This is a genomic window from Sphingobacterium sp. GQ94 (assembly GCF_059758715.1).
The window spans coordinates 12,732-37,152 of record NZ_JCAXEC010000019.1 but is presented as its reverse complement, the minus strand read 5'-3'; the positions used below and the strand labels follow the sequence as shown (position 1 = coordinate 37,152).

The window sequence follows — 24,421 nt, the reverse complement described above, 5'->3', positions numbered from 1 at the left end:
AACCTAAACTGTGATTATGATTGATTTAAATGGAATCAATGCACTAACATTGATTTTTGCTTCCTTGTTGTTATTTGCCATTGCCTATCGCTTGTATGGTGTTTTCCTAGCCAATAAAGTACTGCGCTTAAATGCGAAGAATGTTACTCCTGCCGTTGAGTTTGCGGATGGTCAGGATTACGTGAAAACTGATCGTAAAGTTTTGTTTGGGCATCACTTTGCAGCCATTGCGGCAGCTGGACCTTTGGTAGGTCCTGTATTGGCTGCTCAGTTTGGCTATTTGCCCGGTGCTTTATGGATTTTAATTGGTTGCGTCTTAGGAGGAGGGGTTCACGATATGGTCGTGCTTTTTGCGTCCATTCGGCATAAAGGAGAAAGTCTCGCCTCGATCGCCTCGAAAGAAATTTCTAAGACAATTGGGGTTATTACAGGATTTGCGGTATTGTTTATCTTAATATTGACTCTAGCGGGGTTGTCTTTGGCTTGTATTTCTGCCATGCACGAGGCTCCCTGGTCATTATTTACGATCATTTTAACCATGCCTATTGCCATCATTATGGGACTTATTATGCGCTATAAGGAGGGATCGGTCACCTTTGCCAGCATATTAGGAGGCATACTGCTTATTGTCGGAATTATTGCCGGTCATTACCTGATGGAAATTCCAGAGATTGGGAACCTGTTCAATTGGAGCATTGGTACGATCTCTATCGCCATTGCGGTGTATGGCTTTTTAGCTTCTGTATTACCTATTTGGCTGCTTTTGGTCCCTCGGGATTATTTGTCAACTTACCTTAAAATAGGAACTATCCTGATGCTAACGGTTGGAATTATTTTTGTTGCACCCACCATTCAAATGCCAGCACTCACCAGTTTTGTACATGGTGGAGGACCGATCATTGGTGGTCCAGTATTGCCTTTCATTTTTATTGTTATTGCCTGTGGAGCTATTTCAGGCTTTCATGCCATTATCGCCACCGGAACTACACCAAAAATGATTGGAAATGAGCGGGAGATCCTTTTTGTAGGTTATGGTGCCATGTTGGTAGAGGGTTTTGTGGCTATGATGGCTTTGATTGCTGCATGTACTTTGATGCCTGGAGATTACTTTGCAATCAATACACCGGTTGCTTCCTATGATCAGTTTTTAGCGATGTACCCTGAGCTTCATGCCGTAGACCTTCACTATTTCATTGATAAGATTGGCGTTGATTTGCATGGACGAACCGGAGGTGCTGTTTCTTTAGCTGTAGGTATGGCGCATATTTTTGATAAGGTTCCGTTTATGGGAAATATTATGGCCTATTGGTACAATTTTGCGATCATGTTTGAGGCTGTTTTCATTTTGACCGCAATAGATGCCGGGACTCGTGTAGGACGGTTTTTTTTACAGGAAATGCTGGGTGCCTATATTCCTGCTTTCAAGAATAAAAACTGGTGGCCAGGCGTTATTTTTTGTAGTTTGATCTTCACTTTTCTGTGGGGTTACCTCGTATATACGGGCAATGTGAGTAGTATATGGCCTCTATTTGGGATTAGTAATCAGTTGCTGGCTGCATGTGGTTTGATTGTCTGTACAACGATGTTAATTCGGATCAATAGAAAGCGTTATGCTCTTTGTGCGGCAATTCCGGGAATCTTTATGGCCATTATCACTTTTTGGGCAGGGTATGTTCAAATCAAAAGCATATACCTTCCTAATCAGCAATATTTATTGGCCACCTTAGCAGCTATTGCTATGCTGTTGATGAGTATCGTTTTCATAGGCACCTTCTTGCGCTGGGCTGAGCTATTTAAAATTAAAGAGACCAAAGTCGATTCGTATGGTGAACAGGTGAAGGAATTAGTTGAACGTTAAATTAAGTTTTTTACAAGCAAAGATAGCCTAGCGTGTAAACTTCCTATACATACGGGAGCTGGGTTGGAAAAGAATTCAAGAAGTGAAATCCAAATTTCACTTCTTTTTCAACTACAGGATTTGTTCTCAAACTGCAACATTGTTCGTGCTGAAATAATTGAATGAGATGTTTTTTTGATTAATTTTGAGAATGAAAATTGAAAGTATTGTTGTTTTTTGTGCATCTAGTTTTGGGAATTCTCCTGCATATGAGAAAACTGCTGCACATGTTGGAAAAGTCTTTGCAAGTCGAAAAATCCGTTTAGTTTATGGTGGTGGACGTGTTGGATTAATGGGAGCAGTAGCCGATGGAGCATTGTCTCTTGGTGGAGAAGTGGTCGGTGTGATTCCTGGTTTTTTGAACACCAAGGAGCGTGAACATACTGGGGTCACCAAGCTCATTACCGCGGACACCATGCATGATCGCAAGCGAATTATGAATGAATACGCTGACGGCGTGGTTGCTCTACCCGGAGGGTTTGGAACCTTAGAGGAATTATTTGAAATGGCGACCTGGGGTCAGTTAGGGTTACATCAAAAACCAATAGGATTGCTAAATACGGAAGGATATTATGATCATTTGATTCGTTTCATCAATCACATGACTGAGCAAGGACTGTTAAGGGAAGAGAATCGCGATATGCTCCTTGTGGCGGATAATATTGAAGAATTGCTCGAGAAGATGGAAGCGTATCAAGCACCTGATGTCACAAAATGGCTAAAAAAGAATGAAATCTAAAGAGTGTGATTAATCAATGGATAGCATTTTTTGATAATAAGAATCAATTTTGTTCCACCGATAAGGAATGAAATGCCATGCTTTAAAATACGTCCCTCAACAAATTGATCTATGTGATTTTTTCTACGATCCTTTTTGGGACACTTATCAGTTCTTGCACAGATCATTCAGATAGTGCACATCCAAAGTTTCGAATTATACACAATAACGACGGCACGGATGCCTTGTAATATGGATATGTGAAGCAACATGGCTATTTTTAGTACAGTTTGGACCAACGGGAAAATATAAGAAGGTGTTTCATAGATTTTGACCATGTTAAGGTTTATCCATATCTTCCCGTTAAGAAAAAGACCGACTCATCCGGTTTTTTTAATTTCTATTTTTAGAATTCAGTAGGATTGTTTATCTTTTGCGAGGAAATTTTTTTCGATATACTTAATTATGTTAGGTGTCTGTGTTAAAAATTTAAGTGTATTATTCTTTTATTAATCTTTTTTATGAAAACATTAGGTCGTTTATTCGGAATCCTAGCTATTATAGGAATGTTGTTAGGTATGATCCCTTTACTGGGTTGGCTCAATTGGTTTAATATTCCATTCGCTATTTTAGGCTTGGTCTTCTCTATTATAGGGAAATCTAAAGGAGGCATAATCATATGCGTTGTTGCAATATTTTTTGGTTTATTTAGGTTAATCTTAGGAGGCGGTATATTGTAGATTTCCATGAAGGGGGACGAAGGCCTTCTGTATGAATTTCTTTATTTGTTTTAATCTAATTCAAGAATTCTATGAAAATGAGGGGTTATTTATGGCAAGTCATTTTTATAAGCGTGTTTGCACTTACGAACTGTAGTGAACCGGATATACCTCCCCAAATACATCAGATCAATTTTAAATTTTCAGATTCGGATGGGGATAATATACTGGCTGGCATCCATGATGAACATTTTTTGGATTCAATCGTAGTTACCAGTGAGCAAGAAGAAAACCTAATGAATTCATTTCAAATTTCAGAAATTTTTGGGCAAAAATTTTTAACGATTCAATCAAGTAGTCCTTCAGGTGATTTGTTAAATAACCTTCGTTATCGTATTAAAGATAGGAGATTGACGGATGAGCATAATTTGACAATTAGTGCAGGTTGGAGTTTAGAAAAAAATAACCCAGCTCCTGTAATCGTGTCAATTGGTGGTTGGGAAATTCGTAACCAAATTATTCCTCAAGCAAATTTATTTTCGTATTTTGAGATTAGAAAGAGCAATCCCTAAATTATCTTTTAGGGGTATAGATTCTTCTAAGGCGTGGTGCTTTCTTTTTCAATGAAGAAATTAATTTTTTCCTTTAATGGCATTAATTCTTTTTCTTGTTGTTCTTGAATTCTGTCGGGGAAGAGGATGCCGTATAGATGATCAACTTCGTGTTGAAAGATGACGGCCGTGAATCCTTCGATTATTTCCTGAACTGTCTCTCCTGATTTACTGAGGTACTGTAATTTTATGGCATAGCTGCGGTTAACATCTTGTTTTAAATCAGGAATTGATAAACATCCTTCTGCACCTTGACGGATTAGTTTAGATCTCCAAATGATTTTTGGATTGATATAAAATTCAAAAGGAACCTCTTTCTTGTCGAGCCTTTGTACCCAAATTACATTTTTATTTATACCAACTTGAGGTCCTGCAATACCAACGCCTGCATGGGCGGTATCTTGAACCGTTAAAAGCATTCTTGCTGCTAACTTTTCCATCAAGGGATCGTCATGTTTGATGTCCAGGGAAGGGGTGCGTAATACTTTCAATTCTTCCTCGTTGGTAATTTGATAAATGTGCATCACGGTGTTTTGGTCTGCAGCATCTATTATTTTTTTTTCAGTTTCGCTAAAGTTCTTGGCCATATTTTTATTGACAGGTCTTTCGTTTTTTGATCCTTTATAGTTTTTCTCTCCTGCTTGAATTGCCAGGGTTATGTCGTTTTCTCTGGGTGGCTGTGGACACCGGTAGCCATTGCTATAGGCACAATACGGATTGTAGGCCTTATTGAAGTCTATCGCTATTTTTCCCTGCTTGATGTCTTTTATATCTAGGTCCAAATAGCGGCCCCCATCATAGCTTTCTGTCGAATTTGTTAAATCAGTGAAAGGGACGAACAGATGATCTTTATACATAGGATTTTGAAATAGCGCAACACTTTGGTAGGCCGTTAAGCTTACCTGTTTTCCATGTAAAACAAAGTGTAGAATTGCATAACGTTTGTATTCATTGGAGGTTCCGTCATAGGTTGGCATGCGAAAAGTAGGCTCGTTCAGTAAGGGTTCCACCTGAGCCTGAACCAAGTAGTTTATATCAACTGGATAGTAGGATAGGTGTTGGACTTGGTCCTTTTCAATGGGACCAAATTCACTTTTTTTAAACTCTTCTATCAAATTTTCCCTGTGCGCTTCTATTTGCTTGGTATGTTCTTGTCCCAGACCCATCAGAGGCAGCATTGTTAAAATCAAGTAACTTATAGTTCTCATGTTTGTAATTCTCTATCAAATGTATAGATATTTTGTGAAGATTAGAAGCCGAGTTAAACGAAACTTAACTTGAGATTTTTACTAAATAAGAAGACTAGGAGAGTATTGTACAAAAGATTTGTGCAGGTGTTCCCCTGGCGGTAAGACCTGCACAAACGAATACAGTTTAGCGATTCATCTTTCGTTTTTTGATTTCATCACCAATTTTTGAAAACGACTTGGCCCGTTTTCGTTTTTCATGTTCTGAAGTGGAAAAATGCCACGCTTCCCGGTGAAGTTTCAGATAACTTTCATACACTTTAGGCGCTAATTTACCTCTTTGCACCGCCTGGATCACAGCACAACCGGGTTCGTTTGTATGCGAGCAATCCTTAAAACGACATGATTCGGAATAGTCAGAAATTTCAAATATCATTGTTAATGAATCAGGATTATTAAGTGCTAACCCAAATTCCCGTACACCCGGAGTGTCAATTAGAACACCTGAATTATTCATTAATACCATTTCTCTACGGGTAGAGGTATGTCTTCCTTTGCCAATGAATAAACTGATATCAGAGGTGAGAAGTATCGGTTTTTCACAAAGGGCATTGATTAATGAACTTTTACCAACTCCCGATGAGCCTACGAATACAACGGTTTCTCCTTCCGAAATATACTCCCGTAATTGTTGTACTGTTTGGGGTTGATGAATGCTTGTTACGAACACGGACATGCGATGAGCGATATGTTTAATAGAATCCTCGATCTTTTGTCTATCATACGCTAAATCACCCTTGTTGAGGACCAATACAGGAAGAATGTTTTCTTCCAATAATTGAGACATAAAACGTTCTATCCTGCGAACATTGAAGTTACCGTCAAGACTTTGCACGATAAAGGCTTTATCGACATGCGATGCAATGGTTTGTTTATCAGCAATTGTTCCAATTTTCTTACGGTACAACCTTCGTTCACTGGGCAGCATATCAACGATAACTCCTTTGTCTTGGTCAGTGGGTTGAAAAATTACCCAGTCGCCCGTGCAAGGCAGCCCAAAGTCAGATTTGCCGAACATTAGATTACCGGTCAATTCACATTGAAATATACCATTTTCTGAAATGACCTCGTAGCAGGTCCTGTGCACCACCAATACACGACCATGAGAGAGGTTTTTATATGGCGTTTGCATAAAAGTGTATAAGGAGATTAGTTTTCTCTATTCCAAGTCCGATTTAGATCGTTACTTTAAAAGCTGTCAAGAGTTATGTATCTTTGTCCTCGAAACTGGTCTTCTTTCTTGAGTTTCTAATGATTTAACAATTTAATATTTTGATTGTCAATATGTTAATCGAATAGTATTTCAATTAAATTTGTGAAGTTTGGGGGCGTTATTTTTTTTATCCTGTAGTAAAAACACAAAAACATGAGATTGATGGCCTTTGATTATGGCACGAAAAGGATTGGTATTGCGGTGACCGATAATCTGCAAATCATTGCTACATCCCTCGCTACTATACACCCAGAAGAGATCTGGACTTTCTTAAATGATTATTTAGCAAAGGAACAGGTAGAAACTTTTGTGGTCGGTAAACCCCTGCAAATGGATGGGAGTCGTTCTGAATCTTTTCAACATGTATTGGGTTTTATTCGAAAATTAAAAACGAGTTATCCAGGGGTTCCCGTCATAGAAATTGATGAGCGTTTTACGTCAAAAATGGCCTCTAGGGTGATCGCTGAATCTGGAATGAAAAAACATAAAAGACAAGACAAGAAGCTGATCGATACAGTCTCTGCAACAATTATTTTGCAATCATACATGGAAAGTAGAGGAATTTAAAATGGCATTAAAAGATATTCAATTCTTCAGTGAGGACATTAGTTTCACCTTGAAGGAAAAGCAAAAAGTTCGCTTATGGATCCTGAGCACTATTAAAGCAGAGGGGTTTCATCGCGTTGGCGAATTAAACTTTATTTTTTGCTCAGACACCTATCTATTAGATATCAATAAGCAATATTTGGATCATGATACTTTTACGGATATTGTAACTTTTGATTCTTCAGAACAGGATGATGTTATTGCCGGCGATATCTTTATTTCAGTTGATAGAGTTGCTGAGAATGCAGAAAAATTTGGTGTGCCTGAGCGGGATGAATTGCACCGTGTTATCATCCATGGGGTTCTGCACTTGTGTGGATATTACGATAAGAAAAAACAGGATAAGGAGTTGATGACCCAAACAGAAAATAAGTACTTGGCTCTTCGAGAGTTCTAATGTTAGAAAGGACTCTGTTTTATTATTATTTTTTTCTCTGTAGGATGGGGGGATCCTGGGTGGGATCACAAGCTATTCTTTTTAATTCTCGCACCGATATATCTATAATCTGATTCTTAATTTCTAGGTAATTTAAGTAAACAGCGTCTTTGCTTAACTGGTGCGTGAGCGGAATTTCTTGAAGACTTAAGTCTTCGTTTTCTAGCTTTTTATGGTCATTGCGGATTTTAGAATGGAATTTTTTTAACGCGACGGGGTTTTGCGGATCATCGGCTACTATTCCCACAAATTCTCCTGAAGATAAACTGGAAACGGTTGAACTAGGAATGGCCAGATCAAGTTGATTGGATTGATTAATGGTCGTTCCATTGCTGTTAATGGAGAAACTTTCCTTCTCCTGCATGATTCGACCAAAGCGTTCAGAGAGTTGTCGGGCACTCTCGCCTGATACCTGACCACTAATAATGTTTCCGACAATGTTCACAATCACGTCTGCTTGGTCTCTCCCATAATCTTTTCGTAACTGACTAAAATCCTGAACCCCTAGGCAGCTAGATACTTTATTCGCTCTGGCTGTGGCAATCAAACTATCCATATTATTGATATATATTGTAGGAAATTCATCAAATATTAAACTACATTTTTCCATTCCTTTTTTGTTGACTTGTTTTATCAGGCGGTTGACATATAAGGATATTACTGCGCCATATATTTGGATTTTTTGGGGATTATTCCCCATGCAAACGATCTTTGGTGCCTGCGGATTGTTGATGTCCAAGGTGAAGTCATTTCCAGAGAGTACATAATAGAGTTGCGGAGAAGAAAGTCGTGCCAAGGCTATTTTTGCAGAGGCGATTTGCCCCTCTAGTTGGTCTATAGCATTGTTCATGTAGGCATTGATGAAGGGATTAATTAATACTTCTATTTCTTTCTGGCTCCTTAGCAAGGGAAAGAGTTGTTCATAGTTCAATTGCATCAGCTCTATTACATGCGGAAGTGTACAGAATTTGCCGTGCTGATAAAGCCGAAGATACCAGATAACAGCCGTTAGAAAGTTTATCGCCGATTCGACAAAGAAATCACCCTGCCTTCTGATCCATTCCCGGTTAAGGCCCATTAAGATTGTACGAGCAGACTCTGCGGCATCACTAATGTCTTTCATCCCGTTTGGTTCTAGGGGATTACAACGATGACTTCGATTCAGATCATCAAAATTAATACTAAAGAATTTACTAGGTTTAGCAGAACTTTTAATATGTTTTTTCCAATGATGATGAGTAATCCTTGTTAGATCATCGTATTTAAAATCATAGACGAACATGGTGAATCCCTTTTTTATGTGTTGGGAAATGATGTTCCGAATGACAAAATAGGATTTCCCTGAACCTGGATTTCCGAGCACTAAAATTCCGCGGAAGGGGTTATTTATATTGATCCATCCCTTCCTAAGTTGATCCTTCAAATAATACCGTGTAGGTAGATTGATAGAATATTCATTTTCTAGATATTCTTCTTGTTGAGGGAAAGTCTGGTTTAAAGAATTAAAAATGTCCTGTTGCATTAATTTTTCATGAATAATTCTCCCAATGAGCGAGAGCCCTCTGAGAGTCATTAAAAAACCTGCAGAGCATATGAGAGAGTATGAGATGAATTGAGATTCACGATCCCAATGGATTTCCCAAATGAATTCACTTGCAAAAAATAAACTACCACCTATGAGTAAATTTTTAGCGGCTAGCAGATAGCTAATTTTTTTCTCCTTTTTTCCGGTACTTCCTAGCTGGGATAAAGCGAGAAACCCTAAAGAAAATAATTTTGAGCTATGGTATTGATCAAATAGGCCGGTTTGTTCAATTTTGACTAATATCCAATCAACCAATATGTGGGATACACCCCAGGAAAGAAAAATCGAGTAACCTGTCCAGTAAAAATGAACGAATAAGAAGCAGACAGAAATTAAACGCGACATGTCGGTGATTTTCCTTAAGGCTTGTAGGTTCTCTCCTGTATTCATTTGAAATTTAAAATTGAAGCCTAGTTTTGATTTTTTTGACGTTTTCTGGGGTCGTCGTCTCTTGAATTTGGTTGTTGTTTTTTTTGCTGATTAAATTTTTTAGTTGATATTTTTCTGGCAGAATGCGTTCATCCAGGGCAATTCGATTTTTATGGTCTATGTAAACGATAACAGGAGCCTCATTTTTTGAAATTGTTGTTTCGACAGCTTGAATTCCAGCTAGATTAAGTTTTAACTCCAAAGATTCTTTACGAAAGTCTTGACTGAGGGAGAAAAGTTGTAATTCTAATTTTATGCTAGCAGCTAATCCAAGATGTCTTATTCTATTGATTTGATATATTTTCTCCAATTTTTCAACAGTGGGTTTTGTGTCGAGTTTCCCGGCTAATAATGGAACACCAATTCGTTTTCTAGCCGGGGTTAAAATGGAGTATAACAATCCTGGTTTTTTCCTAGTTTGATTTCGATCTAATAAAACCGCTTTCAAGTGGTAGAGGCCTAAAAGTGCATTCCATTCGAATAGGTTTGTGAAAGAGTACTTATTTATCAGAAAATCAACGACCCTTTCGATAGACTCCTTGGTGGGCTGCCCCCCATAGATGACTCTTTGTGTAGGTGGTTCGAGTTGAACCGGCTTTTTATTTTTGCCGTGAGAATGAGGTGTTAAGCCAAATTCAGATTCTATGATATTGCAAGAGGGCAATAGCTTTTTATACCCTATCCATGAAGTATCTATACGCTTTGCGTTTTCAAGAACATTCGTCGTGACAATATGCGCATGAGGAATGCTGGTATCTTTATGCCTGTAAACCAGATAGGGTTGCTTATGAAATCCGATTAACTCCATGTATCTCTTTGCAATTGATGACAATTGGGTGTGGAGTATTTCATTATCTTTTGGATGGAAACTTATACTCATATGCACACTGTTCGTTTTTACGTTCTCATTTAAGGTGGATCTTAAATGCAATAGATTTCGTTTCATAGTCAGATCTAGATGTTCTGCCTTCAGGATCATATTCCCTGAATAGATGCAATCGGCCAGTCCAATGTTTACTTTTTTTTCATTGTACATCAAGATTTTCTGGATGTCTTGAGTTAGGAATATTTTTGCGACCATAGTTTTAATAGTTGTTTCAACAAGTCGATTATTTCAGATGAAGCGTTGAGGTAGATTTGCGCATTTTTTTTTAATTCTTGCGTAATTTCACGCGGGTCGAGGAGATCTTCCTTTTGTATAATGGTATGAATGGTGGCGACCTCCGAGACCATATGATTTACTTTTGTACCTAGCAAGGTCATTAAATTAAGGATCCCTTCCTCCAATAAATCACGGGTGGTAATGGTATATGTTTCTGGGAAGAGCGTTTTACGAACATATTGACTTAAATTCGGACATGTTGTTGACTCCTGTTTAGTTTTTATTTCTGTATACTCTTGTTGACTGATATGGGTCGTCAGTGTTTTCAACTTCTGCTCGTCTATTGTTTTTTTTATTTTTTCCTTTTTCATGATGACATGTTGTTGGTAAATAAAATTCGATTGACTTTAAATATATCTTCTGGAAATGAAATAAAATAATCACATGGACGTGGGGTACAGGTATCAGCGAGATTTGTTTAGGACGGTATACATGTTTTTACAGCTTGAGAATTCTTGATATGAAGTTCAAAAGCCGCACGCACGTTTTTTAGAAGCAGATAACTCTAGTATACGGGGTAAAGTGTGAAGGTATGTTCGCTAGGTACAAGTTTTAATTATTTTTCAGTACCTGAGCTTTTGAAACGGAATGGTGTCTTTTGATCGGGAACTTGAAATTGTTTTACCAAGTGAACCTATAAATTGAAAAGCTATTCTTGGATGATTGATCCGATCTCTAATTGAATTTTTAGGTTGGCTCTTCGGAGATCCAATGGGTTCCAATAGATTCTTTGGCTACGGCAATAATGTCTTGCGGTATTTCTTTTATGATTACATAGAAGTAGGGTTTTGGCCCTCTGCTATTTTGATGACGTTCCTGTTTTTCTGTTTTTCTAACGTATTGGCCAAAGGTTTTTTTAAGCCGATCTCCAATTACTGAAGTATTCACTGGATCCTGTGGAAAGGCATCAATAATTTGGTTGGCAATTTCTTGAGTTAAAAATTCTTTGTCCTTCTTAAACGTTGATAATACGATAGTGATTTTATCATTTATATCTAAAGAGTTGTAAGTCTGTTCCACATGAGCTCCATTTTTTTTTCGGTATGCGATTCTCTCTAATGTTTTTATGGGCAGTTTTTTTTGACTTGGTACCGGGTGATTCGGATTGCCAAATTCATAATATGCCAAGTTGAATATATTGGCAATGGCCTCCATAGTTTCTAATCCTAGACTTCCTGTTAAGTCTAAAACAGATTGAATATTATTTTTAGTTGTTTTAGCTAAAAAAGCTATATCAACGGCTTCCAAGTGGAATCGGGTCATGTATTTTAACAGAATATCCCGATACACTTTTGAAGTTTTCGATCTTAGGTTAGGCATATATATTTTTTAATCGAAAAATTTTCTATTTTTCTATTATTATTTTTTTATCTTTGAGCCGTTAAGTAGTTTTATGAAGATAACGACTTGCGGCTTAGGTGAATATTATCTCTAGAGGAATGAATTCCAGACGGTAATAATCCTTATTGATCAATGAAACAATTGCCATATAAACGAAATGATTATGAACATCCTATTGACAGAATTCTTAGCCTTACAGAAAACTATTTTAGTTTCTAGGCCATGTCTATTTGTTGATATTTTTTTCAAGAACATAAAATGTCCCCCGTTTTAGAGCTAATCAAAAATGCAGAAATGTTGAAGGATTAAAATAGTTAAGCCACAGGTAGTTAAGTGTTCGGTCCTTGAACTTAATGACTCAATTCGTCCTGTATCTTTTCTAACCCTTTTATTCACTTCGCATACCAATAACTGTCGTATTTACGTGAATAGCTATTTTTAATCTTTTCCATTTTAAATCTATGCTATTTTTTTTTAATTGACAAGAGGAACATGTGAAAACACCAATAGATAATTTGGGGTATTAGATGACTGTATTTGCTTTAAAAGGAATGTACCCATGAGGTTTCAAACCATTCATACATTCAATTTGATTCCATGACAGTCGGTGCACAGTAATGTGGGAGGCAGATAATGTGTACCGTTGTTTTTTAAGATAGAACAGAAACATATTTGTTTTTGTTAAAGAGCGTTTCAGTTTGTTTAATAATCAGTTAATAACTCAAAAGCCCCGCGATCGCGGGGCAAATGAGCTTTTTGTGTTTTAATCCTTTTAGTGCCAGGATAGGATTGAATGATCTTTTGTCAGTTGACTCAAATTGCTCGAAAATATTTTCTTGAATGTTAATTAATTATTTGATCATTAGCAGTTTAAACCTTTTTTTAGGTCAAAAGGTCGTTTGCTAAGGATAAATCTGTATTTGCCCATGAATTGTTTGTTGACAGAGTTATTGATGCTACTTATAAGCAGAAGGAGAGTACTTGTTTTGATTCTAAATTTAGAAGTTTCAAATTTGAATTGATCGATCTAAAGTCTTCTAGGCCAGAAGCCGCAGGTCCGATGCGAGATCGGAAAAGGTATTAAAAAATTCAAAAATTTGAACAATGGAATTAACCCTATTCATGGATCTCTACGAAATGATTTCAGATTCTCCAATATCAATGGATGAAATGATGAACAGCCTCGCAGATAAATCTCCAGGCAGGAAATGCGTAATTGTCTTTCCTTTTTAAGTATCTATAACGTGCAGGATCAGCTTCTGCACGTTTTACATCCACGGATGAAATTATTAGGCTCCCTGAAAGAATGGTTATTTTGATGTTCCTAGAATTCAATAAGAACACTTATTATGAATTGCAAATTAAAGTCAATGTACCAAACCTTAAACACCAGAGAATGGAATGAATTCGCATATTTTTCTTCAAACGTTCGGCACATTCTTCCTTCTATAAATTTTAACCAAATAATCTCTGGTTTTGATGAACTCAAACGCTATGTGCAACAGCAAGCTGAATTAGATCTTCGTTTTGGTCTAAATCCTGAAACCAGCGATCAAAAATTAGTAAAATCCTTGCATGGAGGTTCAAAAATGATGGTGACGTTTCATTACGGATCATACCGAGCGCTTCCATTGAGGCTTTTGGCTCAAGGAATGTCCATTTCTGTTATCCTCTCTGATGATGTTTACCAGAGCTATAAAGATTATTATTCGGCTATATTAGGAGATGATGGTAAGGAAACACCCTTTAAAAGCATAGACACACCCTCTGGAGAACTATATCTTTTGCGCGCACAGGATCCAAATCTGTTTCTTGAAATTAAGAAAATGAAAAGTAGGGGTATTCATGTATTGGTGTATGTTGATGGAGGAGCGGGGCTTCAGCAGGATTTTGGAAACCTCAAGTTGTTCCCGGTTCAACTTCTAAATGCCAAGTTGAAAGTTCGTGCAGGTTTTTTAGATATTGCTTATTTACTGGACTTACAAGTTCATCTTTTGTTGGATGTAACGAAAAATATTGATAAACAGTCTGATGTTTTACAAGTCGCTTGTTACAATAGACAACCTAATCAAGCACGTAAAGAATTTGTTCAAGACACAATTGAAAATATCTATCATACTTTCGGTAGAAAGCTTCTAGAAAATCCCTTTCTTTGGGAGGTGTGGTTTTACCTTCACATGCACTCTATCCCGATTTCGAATGTTTCGGGGTGGACTATGAATGATCGTCTTTTTCCTTTTTTTCAGGGTGAAAATCAAGCGATGATAGACCTGTTTAGTTACCGGATTCACTCACTTAGCCCTTCACAATATCATGATTTACTAAAATATATTTTGTAATTCAAAGTTAACTTGGTAGTTTAATTTCTTGAAGATTAACAAAATTTCAATATATTAAACCTATTTCTTTATGAGCCTAATAGTTTACGAAAAGATAAAACACCACATATGGTTTTGGCTCAGTTATGCTATTTATTTTTATTTAATGAATAAGGTAGGCAGTGAATACGCCACTTTTGGAGTGGTTCTCTTATCCATCCCATTTTTTGCGATGATCTTTTATGTAGTTTCTTATTTACTGGATAAATATTTTAGTAAGAAAAGATATATAGTTGGTTTGGGTGCACTCCTTTTGTTTTACCTGGCAGCCACTGCTTTGATGTATTTATTTACCTATGGTTGGAATAATATTGGAGTTTTGTATGGAAGTTACCTTATAGAAGGACGTGCATTTAATCAAAGAGAGTTTATTCAGATATCTTTAATTCTTTTAGGTCACTTCACCTTTTTGGCTGTTTTTGGCTTTCAATATCGGGTTAAAAATCAGGCTATTCAAGAGAAATACGATGCTGTTTCCCATCAACTTCAGGAGGCCCTTAGACGAAAGGATTTTGAATTTAAGATTCTTGCTGCTCAAGCTTCTCCGCATTTTATTGTAAACGTTTTTCAAGATTGGCAACATAAATTGAATGATACGAATCTGGCCCTTAGCCAAGAGATAGGTGATACGTATGAGCTGATGAGGTTTTTTATGAATAGCTTAAATCCAGAAAGTTCTACGACTATTTTGCTTCAAGAGGAGGTGCTTGAGAGTAAGCGATACATTGCTATACAAGAACGGATGTATTATAAAGCATTGTTTATTCATTGGGATATTACAGGTAATCTTAGAAACGCAGTGATCCCCTCAACTAGCCTATTAACTTTAATTATGAATTTATTCAAACATGGGGATTTAACAGATCCTAATTTTCCAGCGCAAGTTAGAATTTGGATACAACCAGACCACTATGGCATTCAGGTCAAGAATAAAATCCCAAAACATAAAAATTCATTGAAATGTCACGGGGTTGGTCTGGAGAATCTTAGAAAAAGGATGTTAATGATATTTGGTGATGACTTTAATTTGGATATATCTTCTCATGCAGACGTTTTTGAAGTCAAATTAATTGTAAAGACTACTAATCTAATTTAATCATGAGAAAATGGAATGCAATCGTTGTAGATGATCAGAAAGGAAGTGTCGATCATTTGGTGAATTTGTTTAAGAAAATAGAGTATGTTCAAATTGAAGCTGACTTTCAAGATCCGCTGAAAGCCTTACAGTATTTACGTGTTAATCCGGTAGATCTGGTGATATTAGATATTGAAATGCATGAGATGAACGGATTTGAATTCATAAAGTCACTGCCTCGCTGCAATGCAAAAATTGTGCTTAATACAGCATTTATGAAGTATGAGGACCCTGGATATGATTTTAACGTAATTGATGTCATTTTAAAACCGGTAAGTTTTACTAGGCTCCAGGTCGCTCTTAGGAGATTGGACGATTCATTTCGCTTGGCCTTTCCAGAAGTAAATAATGATGACTCGCTCGATCACAGTTATGATTTTTTTCAAATCAAAGGTCCTTACCGCTATGAGAGACAGGCTCTTTGGTTTAAAAATATCATTTTTATAGAAACTTTTCAAGGAAAAGTGCTCATCCACCAAATTGACGGAAAAGATCCATTAATTTCGAATACAACCTTTCAGAAGGTTTTAGATATACTTCCAAAAAAATGGTTTAAACAATGTCACCAAGGCTTTGTTTTCAACATTAATTTCTATCAATCTTATTCAAAAAATGAGATAACATTAAAATATGTACGAAAAAAAATAAATGTAGGAGATTTAAAGATCTATACCGATTTTAGTGACTTTATTCGCAGCAACGTAATATAAATTATCCACTAACCTTCGATCAGCTTTACTTTATTACATAGGCAATTTCTAACCCTTTACTTTGGTTGGCAAGCTACGCCTATCTCTATCAGAGACCTATTTATGGGCTAAATTTGGCGATCGAACTAAACTGAAAATTGAAATGTCAAATAGTATAAATTATGAGTTAGTTTATTTCGATAAACTAGTTGGCAATCTAAACATCATGAATTGGTTAACCCTACATGAAAATGAAGCTGAACATGTGGAAACAATAGGTGTCCAGATCGAATCAGAAGCCAAGTTTGTCTTGCTGAGATTGAAAAATAATGTACTTTCTATCGGCTCCTCTTCGGAACTTCGTGCTTATATACAGTATAATTATCAACAGTTAATTCGAATATTGGATGTGCTGAGCAAGGAGCAGTCTCAAGAATTTGAAACATCTGAATCCAGAATGGTGATTGTTGATAAATTAAGGTTTTCTCTGCGTTACATCTGTGTCTTTTTTGAAGAGAATTATGAGAAATTTATTTTAGATGCGATAAAAATTCCAATAAAAAGTATGGAAATTGCCTTGGATACGCTTCGTTCTCGGGTGATCAAGCTGAAAACCATTCTTCCCAAATCCAAAACAACCGCTTTATTAATTACTAGACTGAATACTTTTGTTGATTCTCAAAAATTATCGTTCGAATTAACGAAAAGATCTATTTCATATAAATTGGAGTTGACAAGTCGATTAACAGATTTGAGTAAACCGGTAAATGAATCCTTTTTTACTCCAGTTGAGATGACCTTGATTTATATGAATTTTAACAGCAAAGAATTTATGGATGTTTTGATTAAGAGAATTGCCATGTTTATTCGTCGGTACAAATCGAGTGATGTTAAATTGATGAAAACCAGGGAAATATTTAAGGCTTTTAATCAGCTGCATCGCAAACCAAAAGTTGTTTTAAATCCTCAGTATATTTCTGTGGACTCCTTTGTTAAAAATTGGTTTGAACAGGAAATTACCTTCTACAATCAGTGTCATATAGATCAGCATTATCCGGATCATCAGGCCCTTCCGCCGCCTAAAGAAAAAGTGTTTAAAAAAATAGTTTGTGATTTAACCGTTGATCAATTGGCGATTTTCTTTCGAGCTGTCGATGAGCTTCGAATTGTTGAATTTAGATCGCTAAGTGAATGTTTTAAAGTCATCGTTCCGCACCTTTCGACTAAACATAAAAAATCTTTATCTCCTTCCTCCATGCGTTCAAAATCCTATCATCCTGAAAATGGAGATAAAGCTTTTGTGTTGGCTGTTCTTGAGGATATTGTTAAAAGAATCGGTAAATATTAGGGAGGTTAAATTTGAAGTTAATTTATTGTTAATGCCTTTCATTTTGCGCGACTTTTTGTAGCGTTTAATTGGTTAATTAATGTTAAAGGCAATTTCCTTTAAAGGATTTCGCTTTTAGATCCTTATCTTTAAGATATCCAATATACTATTAACCTAAAAGTGAAAAATAATGAAGAACATTTCTTTATTCTTTTTATTCATGATTTTCATGAGTCAACTCCATGCGCAAAACAATGCCGAACTTAAAGGGAGGGTTTTTGATTCCAAATTAAATCCTTTGGAAAAGGCAACAGTATCCCTAGTCTCCCAAGAGGATTCGTTGGTAATTAGTTACGCCTTGACCGATGTGAAAGGAGGTTTTGATTTGGTGCGCGTTCCCACTCAAAAACCTTTGATTTTATATGTCTCCCATGTAAATAGTTCTCCTTATGGGAAGAAGTTCCAATTAAAACCTGGTGAAAAATTGACTTTGGATTCAATTATTATGCGCGAGAATTCAATTGAAGAGGTCTTGATAACTGCGGTCGCTCCGATTCGATTAAACGGGGATACCTTGGAATATAAAGCAGACTACTTCAAAACAAGACCAAATGCATCAGTCGAAGAATTGTTGAAATTGCTTCCTGGTTTGCAGGTGAATATGGATGGGAGTATTTTTTATCAGGGAAGGGAAGTCTCTGGGGTCCGAGTAAATAATAAGGATTTTTTCACACAGGACTTAACAATTGCCACTCGCAACTTGGATGCCTCGTTGATCGACGTGGTTCAGGTGATTAAAGATAAAGGTGAATCCAAAAGAGAAGTCTTGGATGACAGGGACTTACCGATAGTCCTTAATTTGAAGATGAAAAAAGAGTTCCTGAAAGCTGATTTTGGGAAGCTTTATGGGGGAGCTGCCACACGTGACCGGTATGAGTCCGGAGCACTGCTTAACGCTTTTCGGGATACACTTCAGGTGAGTTTTATTGGTTATGGAAATAACATAGGTCGCTCAGGTTTTGATTATTCCGAACTTAGTCAGTATGGAGGTTACGGTAGGGGAGAAAATAACAATTATACGATGTATGGATCAAACGGGTTAATGAACCAAATATCGACTGGTGTGAACATCAATTACGATATAGCTAAGAAGTTAAAAACCAATTTATTGTATAACTTTAAACAGTTTAATTATTACAGCGAGGGCAGTAATAATTCAAATTCGGTTTACAATGAGATACAAGAGGAGTCAAAGGGGGAAAATCTTGGCGACAATTCCAATTATCAGCATGAAATAAGAGCCTTTGCCCGCTACCATATTGACACGACTTCGCAGATTTCCTTTGATGGGCGTTTAGGCACGCGCAATGGATCAGGATCAAATCAAGGAAATGCACAAAGTTGGCGAAATGGAAATATTCCAGTATCGGATAACATCTATAGCTCAAATTCATCCAATAATGGATTAAATTATAGACAAACGGTTTATGGGGAAAAAAAGTTCCAGAATAAATGGCTTTTATCTTTAAGGCATACATTGAGTAATAATGATAATGAGAGTGAGAGTCAAAGTTTCTCATTAAGGAAATTCTATTTAAATACCGATAGCCTGTTCGATCAGGAGAACCTCAGGAATTCCAATTCGGTAAATTTCAACATGGTACATCTGCTTAATTTGCAAATCCCCATTAATAAAAAGCTTAATTTTGATCTTTTTTCTGAACATAAATTAGATCACGTAAAAGACACCGAAGGGATTCTAAATAGATTAAACTCAGATGAATTTGTGAACCGGGAAGATGTTGCCAACAATAAGGGACTGGCAAGTCAGCAGACTTCTTTTGGAACACGCTGGAAGTTCAATCCCATTAAAGACCTCTCCTTGACAGCAGCAGTGAGATGGTTGAGTTTGGGTAATCATTTTGAGTATTACCAAAAGTTGGAGGATATACATAACAGGCAGGATTACTGGCTACCTGATTTTAGAATAGGGTACAAAGGAGGAAGTTTGGGTTATTCCAAGAATGTTTCTGCTCCTTCGTTTTATCAAATTCAAGTCGTGGATTCAGATCTTTACCCCAATCAACTAAATTATGCGAGTCCTTATTTCGAAAACGTTACCACAAATAATTATAGCCTTCAATTCAACAAATATTTTAATAAATCTAAGATTAGCTTCTCTGTTTATGGGAATTTTTCTAAAATGGATAAGTCTATTGGATATGAACGATCATATGACCTGCAGAATAGTTATTCTACTTCCAGAAACTTTCAAACAGGTCCGACTCAGAGTTCCTATCTTTCTGCAAATTTTTCAAAAACATTTATTCAGAATAAAACCTGGAAGCTATCCTACTCATTTCGAACGTATATAAATTCCAATCAGGATTATAGTAGAGTGAATCAAGAAGAGAATTTATCCAGTAGCTATTATGGCAATATTGGTAATACGGTCAATTTAAGTTATAAGGATTTGTGGAGCTTTAGCCCAACTTATGGAATTTCCCTAAGACAAACCAACTTTGAAAAGGAATCTGTTAATTTTAGGGATCTCAATACCAATGAACATAGCGTAGGGGCAAACTTGCATTTTCATAACATTAAAAAGTTCAAATTAGAGACTTCCTATACCTTGAAAAATCAGGTCATTGGTTTAGGCAACAATAGGCAGAATTTACATCTTGTCAATGCTTCCATCTATTACCCTGTTTTTGGTAAAGGAGAATTGAAACTCTCTGTATTTGACCTGCTTAATCAAAATATTTCAAACCATTTTTATTCCCGCGATAACACAACCGTTTACTCGAATCAATTAAGTCTTAGACAATATTTTATGTTTGGAATGGTGTATAAATTCTTAAATACTGGAAAGAAATGATCGGCTAGCGATTGAATAGTTTTCTTATTTTTTTAATCCACCCCTCATCAATCAATTGATTTTTTTGAAGGGTGGATTTGCTTTTAGGAGGTGCTTTTCTCTAGCTCTCGTACGAAATCGGCTCCCCAGAAATGGATGTCATAATGCTGAATTTGCTCCAAAGATCTGTTGATGCGTATGGTTGCCTCTTCTTCGTTCATAATCAATGCCTTCAACAAGGATTCAATCATGCTTTTACGATCATATGGATTAGTGGAAACAGAATAGGGGAGTTCCACTGAAGCGCCGGCGAATTCAGATAAGACCAGTACCCCACTTTGGTTTAAGAGTCCCTGGGTAGCTAAATATTCTTTGGCTACTAAGTTCAATCCATCTCTGAGCGGTGTAATCCAGGCAACGTCCGCTAAGGCGTATTGAATGAGAACCTCTTCAAAGGGTAAACTTTGGAAAAAATATTGAATAGGCGTCCAGTCTAGCGTGGCATACTTCCCATTAATTTCACCTACAGCCTGATTTACCTGATCTCGTATCTGATCGTATATTTTCATTCCCTGGGAAGGTGGAGTACAGACGTTAATCAGTTCTACTTTCCCTAAAAATTCAGGGTAGGTCTCTAAAAATTCTCCAAAAGCTTGTATTTTTTCTAACGGTCCTTTTACATAGTCCAGGCGTTCAACGGAAACAATTCGTTTGATCGATTTTAACTCTTTTTCTAATCGGTATTTTTGAATTTTTTCTTTGATTGGAGCGCTCTTTAACGTGTTTTTGATGTGTTCAAAGTTGACACCCACGGGCTGAGCACCAAATCGTATTTTGCGACCATCTACCTCGATGATTTTGGTCATCTGTTCAACTCCCAATGCGCTTGAATAGGTAAGAAACTGTTTGGCTACATTGATCTTCTTTAAAACTTTGAATGGTGTATGACTTCTTACCACATCGATAAAATTCTCCACATATCTGGGAATATGAAAACTGATAAAATCACAAAGTAATAAACTACCGATAATTTCTTTTCGCCAAGGTATTATGTTGAAAATATCAGCAGCCGGGAAAGCCGTATGGTGGAAAAATCCAATTTTTAAATCAGGTCTGAGTGATTTTAAATAAGCGGGTACCATCCATAGATTGTACTCGTGAATCCAAACCAATGCTCCTTGATCTGCTTCGGCAGCAATACGCTCTGCAAAAATTCTATTAATTTTTAGATAATGAAGCCAGTCATCGTGATTGAACTTTGCCTTATCAACAAATGAAAATATCATGGGCCAAAAGGCCTCTTTTGAGAAAACACGGTAGAACTGATCGATGTCTTTTTTTGTCAGTGAAATTGTTGCCGCAATCAAGTTTGGATATTTCTCTGTATCAATGAATTGATTTTTGAATTCTGCTCCACTTTTTTGCTGAATTTCCTCACCAATCCAAATTCCCGATCGTCCCTTTTCAAACAAACCTAGTAGAGAGGGAATGATGCCATTCGGGCTTTTGGGTGGTGTTACCATGAGCTTGCCATTCACTTCTTTTTGTTCAAAAGGAAGTCTATGGTATACCATAACTAACTGATCTTTACCAGATGAGGAAGCCGCTATTTTTTTGTGTTTTGGCTTTTTAAAATAAGTGGAGAATATTCGGGTGTTTTCCATGCATTCAAGGATGCCGCCAGCCCCTGGCCGGGTGGCCTGGAATGTATTTTTATTCTCCTTGGTTGCCAGAATTAATCCGTGTTCCGACTTACCCACGGCCACGCCCTGTAAGCCTATTTCGAACAGAGATAAATCATTTAAAGTGTCTCCGGCAACTAAAACTTTTTCTCTAGGCACCTTCAGCCAATCAACGAGTTTATTTAAGGTACTTCCTTTGTTTACACCCTGTGGAAGTAGATCAATATATTTGTCCACCGAGGTGATGATATCACATTGATATTCTTGGGCGATTTCCCTTACCTTATCCAAGTCGGTTTGTTGATCATAGTAATAAGAGCAGCGGCGCTGTTGAGGTACATCCTGATAATGTAAGTCAGGAATTTTGGATAAGGAATGTTGTATTTCGTAGACCGAAGGCCATTTACTTTCAATTTCTCCTTGGATGGGTTCAATTGCCTCAAGTGAGTGTCCGTTACTGATCGTGGCACCTACATCGGCTATAATATAATGTGGGGTGGGGATGATTGGATCATTCAACAATGGAATGACTGATTCAATACCTCTGCCGGTCACAAAGACCAACAATATATCTTTATTCTCCTTTATTAGACGATAAAGTTGGAGTCTATCCTCCATTTTTCCACCTAAAAATGTTCCATCTAAATCTGTTGCTAATAACATCATGCTAAGTTCCTTTCTAATAATTTAAATTCTGTTGCTACCGACATATGTTTATACAGAATACGGTAGGCGGTAAACAATATGGGGGTGTGTATTTTGAATTCCATGCTCAACTGGTATAATCCTTTGGTGGCGGGGTATCCCTCGGCAACCATTTTCATTTTATCCATCACCTCTTCGATTCCCATACCGGTTCCAATGAGTTCGCCAAAACTCCGGTTTCTACTGTGACTGGAGTATCCTGTTACTAATAAATCCCCTAAATAACTTGAGCTAGCTATTTGATTCTCCCCAATTCCAATCGCTTTCAGGAGTACCTGTAATTCATGGATTGCATTGCTCATCAGTACGGCTAAGAAATTATCTCCATAGTGAAGCCCTTTGGCTATTCCACTCATTATACCGATGACATTTTTATAGATTGAGGCATATTCAACACCGATTAAGTCCTCACTATGCTGCACGCTGAGATAAGGCCTGCAAAGATTCTTTGTGAGCTGCTGTAAAAGATTGGAATTCTTGCTACAAACAGTCATATAGGTTCTTTGACTGTTCCCAATTTCTTCAGCATGACAGGGCCCCCCTAAAATGGCAATATTGGATTCAGGAACGTTTAACTTCCTGCTCAAAAAATAACTGGGCAATTCATTTTTTGAACCTATTGTCCCTTTAATGGAGGTGACCAGGAATTTATTTTCAAGCCATTCTGGGTTTATTTGCTCTATAAAATGCGCTAATTGAGCACTGGGAATTAAAATGAAAATGATCGTTGAATTCCTAATGATAAACTCTAAGTCTGTACTCGGCTGAATTAAGTTATTATCCAGTCTGAGAAAACTCAAATATCTCGGGTTAATTCCAGTTTTTTTGATACTCTCTACTTGGTGGATTTTACGTAAGTACCATTTTACATGGGTCTTATTTTCTGTCAATATCTTAACGATAGCAGTAGCCCAACTTCCACCACCAACAACACTAATTTCCTTCAATTTTTCGTGGATTTTTGGACAGAATGTAGGTTAGGATTCTGTCTGTTTTTAATTATTACGGTGCAAATATACGTATAATTAAACTAATAAGCAAATTTACTTCATTTTTTAGCTTAAAAATATCGTAAAACCATGCTATCTCGCCCCAAATGAATATAAATCCCTTTATATTTCTGGAATGCTGTCGAATTGAATTGGAACTAAGGAGATATTTCAAGCCGCAAAGGATAAAAATGGCTTTCAACATAAAAAATCAAATACTTTATTTACTAATATTTTTAGTAGTTTTACAGCATGACAGTCCCCGCCTGGTTAAAACAAAGAAAAGAAACACCTTCAGAAGTGTTGACCCTGATCAAAACGGCCAGGACGAATTCTTGTTGGATATTTCACATTAAAAAGGGTGACTTTTATACGCCTGAAGAGTTTGAGATCTGTTGGCAAACGGTTGTCTCGAGCGACAATAAGCTGAATAATTTTGCGGAATTCAAGATCGTAACCCCCATATACGCGGTTCGTAGTTGTGCAATCTGGCTTAGAAATACCAACGAGAAGTTTCAAAAAGTGGTTGAAAAATTCGACCAGTATGAAGCTGAATTTAAAAGAAAGAAATAAAGAGTCATCCATAACAACCATTTCAGGTAAGAACGATATTTTCAAAAACAAGATATTTCCTCGTTTCTAGAGGTTTTTAGAACAAATTAACTAGGTTTTAACACCCAAATCAATTTTATTTT

Annotated in this window: 21 protein-coding genes; 13 read left to right on the top strand and 8 right to left on the bottom strand. The window is 36.8% G+C overall.

The window, feature by feature from the left end:
* Positions 1–16: 16 nt before the first annotated feature.
* The 4 genes from AC6CHH_RS14650 to AC6CHH_RS14635 all read left to right on the top strand — a co-directional run bounded on the left by AC6CHH_RS14650 (position 17) and on the right by AC6CHH_RS14635 (position 3,906).
* On the top strand, positions 17–1,858 hold the full coding sequence (locus AC6CHH_RS14650) for a carbon starvation CstA family protein (protein WP_498284179.1): 1,842 nt from the start codon (positions 17–19) through the stop codon (positions 1,856–1,858).
* Between the two features lie 190 nt (positions 1,859–2,048).
* Positions 2,049–2,636 (top strand): LOG family protein, encoded by a 588-nt coding sequence (locus AC6CHH_RS14645; protein WP_498284177.1) that lies wholly within the window; start codon positions 2,049–2,051, stop codon positions 2,634–2,636.
* Between the two features lie 500 nt (positions 2,637–3,136).
* On the top strand, positions 3,137–3,355 hold the full coding sequence (locus tag AC6CHH_RS14640; protein ID WP_498284175.1) for a hypothetical protein: 219 nt from the start codon (positions 3,137–3,139) through the stop codon (positions 3,353–3,355).
* A 77-nt stretch (positions 3,356–3,432) separates the two neighbouring features.
* Positions 3,433–3,906 (top strand): hypothetical protein, encoded by a 474-nt coding sequence (locus tag AC6CHH_RS14635; RefSeq protein ID WP_498284173.1) that lies wholly within the window; start codon positions 3,433–3,435, stop codon positions 3,904–3,906.
* A gap of 26 nt (positions 3,907–3,932) precedes the next feature.
* Here the strand turns inward: AC6CHH_RS14635 and def are convergent, their stop codons facing one another.
* Positions 3,933–5,153 (bottom strand): peptide deformylase, encoded by a 1,221-nt coding sequence (gene def / locus AC6CHH_RS14630; protein ID WP_498284171.1) that lies wholly within the window; start codon positions 5,151–5,153, stop codon positions 3,933–3,935.
* Between the two features lie 166 nt (positions 5,154–5,319).
* Entirely contained in the window at positions 5,320–6,324 is a 1,005-nt protein-coding gene (rsgA, locus tag AC6CHH_RS14625; protein WP_498284169.1) for a ribosome small subunit-dependent GTPase A, read from the bottom strand.
* Between the two features lie 234 nt (positions 6,325–6,558).
* Between rsgA and ruvX the strand changes: the two genes are divergently transcribed.
* Together ruvX and ybeY are read left to right on the top strand one after the other, a co-directional pair.
* The gene (gene ruvX, locus AC6CHH_RS14620; RefSeq protein WP_498284167.1) at positions 6,559–6,972 is read left to right on the top strand and encodes a Holliday junction resolvase RuvX; all 414 of its coding nucleotides are present in this window, start codon (positions 6,559–6,561) and stop codon (positions 6,970–6,972) included.
* Position 6,973: 1 nt separating this feature from the next.
* On the top strand, positions 6,974–7,408 hold the full coding sequence (ybeY, locus tag AC6CHH_RS14615; protein WP_498284165.1) for an rRNA maturation RNase YbeY: 435 nt from the start codon (positions 6,974–6,976) through the stop codon (positions 7,406–7,408).
* A 25-nt stretch (positions 7,409–7,433) separates the two neighbouring features.
* Here ybeY and mobC read toward each other — a convergent pair whose 3' ends face one another.
* From mobC to AC6CHH_RS14595, 4 genes are all read right to left on the bottom strand, one after another.
* Complete coding sequence (mobC, locus tag AC6CHH_RS14610) at positions 7,434–9,422, bottom strand: conjugal transfer protein MobC (protein ID WP_498284163.1); 1,989 nt, start codon at positions 9,420–9,422, stop codon at positions 7,434–7,436.
* A gap of 7 nt (positions 9,423–9,429) precedes the next feature.
* Positions 9,430–10,542 (bottom strand): relaxase/mobilization nuclease domain-containing protein, encoded by a 1,113-nt coding sequence (locus AC6CHH_RS14605; RefSeq protein WP_498284161.1) that lies wholly within the window; start codon positions 10,540–10,542, stop codon positions 9,430–9,432.
* The gene (locus AC6CHH_RS14600; RefSeq protein ID WP_498284159.1) at positions 10,521–10,934 is read right to left on the bottom strand and encodes a hypothetical protein; all 414 of its coding nucleotides are present in this window, start codon (positions 10,932–10,934) and stop codon (positions 10,521–10,523) included. The genes AC6CHH_RS14605 and AC6CHH_RS14600 overlap by 22 nt, the downstream gene beginning before the upstream one ends.
* Positions 10,935–11,310: 376 nt before the next feature.
* A complete protein-coding gene (locus AC6CHH_RS14595; RefSeq protein ID WP_498284157.1) occupies positions 11,311–11,943 on the bottom strand; it encodes a hypothetical protein in 633 nt (210 codons plus the stop codon).
* 1,125 nt (positions 11,944–13,068) lie between these two features.
* Between AC6CHH_RS14595 and AC6CHH_RS14590 the strand changes: the two genes are divergently transcribed.
* The 6 genes from AC6CHH_RS14590 to AC6CHH_RS14565 all read left to right on the top strand — a co-directional run bounded on the left by AC6CHH_RS14590 (position 13,069) and on the right by AC6CHH_RS14565 (position 20,371).
* A complete protein-coding gene (locus tag AC6CHH_RS14590) occupies positions 13,069–13,197 on the top strand; it encodes a hypothetical protein (RefSeq protein WP_498284155.1) in 129 nt (42 codons plus the stop codon).
* A 116-nt stretch (positions 13,198–13,313) separates the two neighbouring features.
* Positions 13,314–14,303 (top strand): hypothetical protein, encoded by a 990-nt coding sequence (locus AC6CHH_RS14585; RefSeq protein ID WP_498284153.1) that lies wholly within the window; start codon positions 13,314–13,316, stop codon positions 14,301–14,303.
* A 145-nt stretch (positions 14,304–14,448) separates the two neighbouring features.
* Complete coding sequence (locus AC6CHH_RS14580) at positions 14,449–15,438, top strand: histidine kinase (protein WP_498284151.1); 990 nt, start codon at positions 14,449–14,451, stop codon at positions 15,436–15,438.
* A gap of 2 nt (positions 15,439–15,440) precedes the next feature.
* Positions 15,441–16,187, top strand: a complete 747-nt coding sequence (locus AC6CHH_RS14575) for a LytR/AlgR family response regulator transcription factor (protein WP_498284149.1) — start codon at positions 15,441–15,443, stop codon at positions 16,185–16,187.
* Between the two features lie 142 nt (positions 16,188–16,329).
* The gene (locus AC6CHH_RS14570) at positions 16,330–17,514 is read left to right on the top strand and encodes a hypothetical protein (protein WP_498284147.1); all 1,185 of its coding nucleotides are present in this window, start codon (positions 16,330–16,332) and stop codon (positions 17,512–17,514) included.
* A 169-nt stretch (positions 17,515–17,683) separates the two neighbouring features.
* On the top strand, positions 17,684–20,371 hold the full coding sequence (locus AC6CHH_RS14565; RefSeq protein WP_498284145.1) for a TonB-dependent receptor: 2,688 nt from the start codon (positions 17,684–17,686) through the stop codon (positions 20,369–20,371).
* 83 nt (positions 20,372–20,454) lie between these two features.
* On the opposite strand, the gene ggpS is transcribed toward AC6CHH_RS14565, so the two are convergent.
* Together ggpS and AC6CHH_RS14555 are read right to left on the bottom strand one after the other, a co-directional pair.
* The gene (gene ggpS, locus AC6CHH_RS14560) at positions 20,455–22,698 is read right to left on the bottom strand and encodes a glucosylglycerol-phosphate synthase (protein ID WP_498284143.1); all 2,244 of its coding nucleotides are present in this window, start codon (positions 22,696–22,698) and stop codon (positions 20,455–20,457) included.
* On the bottom strand, positions 22,695–23,684 hold the full coding sequence (locus AC6CHH_RS14555) for an NAD(P)H-dependent glycerol-3-phosphate dehydrogenase (protein WP_498284141.1): 990 nt from the start codon (positions 23,682–23,684) through the stop codon (positions 22,695–22,697). The genes ggpS and AC6CHH_RS14555 overlap by 4 nt, the downstream gene beginning before the upstream one ends.
* 294 nt (positions 23,685–23,978) lie before the next feature.
* On the opposite strand from AC6CHH_RS14555, the gene AC6CHH_RS14550 reads away from it, so the two are divergent.
* The gene (locus AC6CHH_RS14550) at positions 23,979–24,299 is read left to right on the top strand and encodes a hypothetical protein (RefSeq protein WP_498284139.1); all 321 of its coding nucleotides are present in this window, start codon (positions 23,979–23,981) and stop codon (positions 24,297–24,299) included.
* Positions 24,300–24,421 lie beyond the last annotated feature (122 nt).

Bases quoted from the DNA above. Each gene is read 5' to 3' on its own strand.
- ggpS (WP_498284143.1), bottom strand. From the start codon at position 22,698: ATGATGTTATTAGCAACAGATTTAGATGGAACATTTTTAGGTGGAAAA.
- AC6CHH_RS14595 (WP_498284157.1), bottom strand. From the start codon at position 11,943: ATGCCTAACCTAAGATCGAAAACTTCAAAAGTGTATCGGGATATTCTG.
- ruvX (WP_498284167.1), top strand. From the start codon at position 6,559: ATGAGATTGATGGCCTTTGATTATGGCACGAAAAGGATTGGTATTGCG.
- AC6CHH_RS14650 (WP_498284179.1), top strand. From the start codon at position 17: ATGATTGATTTAAATGGAATCAATGCACTAACATTGATTTTTGCTTCC.
- AC6CHH_RS14575 (WP_498284149.1), top strand. From the start codon at position 15,441: ATGAGAAAATGGAATGCAATCGTTGTAGATGATCAGAAAGGAAGTGTC.
- AC6CHH_RS14565 (WP_498284145.1), top strand. From the start codon at position 17,684: ATGAAGAACATTTCTTTATTCTTTTTATTCATGATTTTCATGAGTCAA.
- AC6CHH_RS14580 (WP_498284151.1), top strand. From the start codon at position 14,449: ATGAATAAGGTAGGCAGTGAATACGCCACTTTTGGAGTGGTTCTCTTA.
- AC6CHH_RS14600 (WP_498284159.1), bottom strand. From the start codon at position 10,934: ATGAAAAAGGAAAAAATAAAAAAAACAATAGACGAGCAGAAGTTGAAA.
- AC6CHH_RS14550 (WP_498284139.1), top strand. From the start codon at position 23,979: ATGACAGTCCCCGCCTGGTTAAAACAAAGAAAAGAAACACCTTCAGAA.
- AC6CHH_RS14590 (WP_498284155.1), top strand. From the start codon at position 13,069: ATGGAATTAACCCTATTCATGGATCTCTACGAAATGATTTCAGATTCT.
- def (WP_498284171.1), bottom strand. From the start codon at position 5,153: ATGAGAACTATAAGTTACTTGATTTTAACAATGCTGCCTCTGATGGGT.
- AC6CHH_RS14645 (WP_498284177.1), top strand. From the start codon at position 2,049: ATGAAAATTGAAAGTATTGTTGTTTTTTGTGCATCTAGTTTTGGGAAT.
- AC6CHH_RS14585 (WP_498284153.1), top strand. From the start codon at position 13,314: ATGAATTGCAAATTAAAGTCAATGTACCAAACCTTAAACACCAGAGAA.
- ybeY (WP_498284165.1), top strand. From the start codon at position 6,974: ATGGCATTAAAAGATATTCAATTCTTCAGTGAGGACATTAGTTTCACC.
- mobC (WP_498284163.1), bottom strand. From the start codon at position 9,422: ATGAATACAGGAGAGAACCTACAAGCCTTAAGGAAAATCACCGACATG.
- AC6CHH_RS14640 (WP_498284175.1), top strand. From the start codon at position 3,137: ATGAAAACATTAGGTCGTTTATTCGGAATCCTAGCTATTATAGGAATG.
- AC6CHH_RS14570 (WP_498284147.1), top strand. From the start codon at position 16,330: ATGTCAAATAGTATAAATTATGAGTTAGTTTATTTCGATAAACTAGTT.
- AC6CHH_RS14605 (WP_498284161.1), bottom strand. From the start codon at position 10,542: ATGGTCGCAAAAATATTCCTAACTCAAGACATCCAGAAAATCTTGATG.
- rsgA (WP_498284169.1), bottom strand. From the start codon at position 6,324: ATGCAAACGCCATATAAAAACCTCTCTCATGGTCGTGTATTGGTGGTG.
- AC6CHH_RS14635 (WP_498284173.1), top strand. From the start codon at position 3,433: ATGAGGGGTTATTTATGGCAAGTCATTTTTATAAGCGTGTTTGCACTT.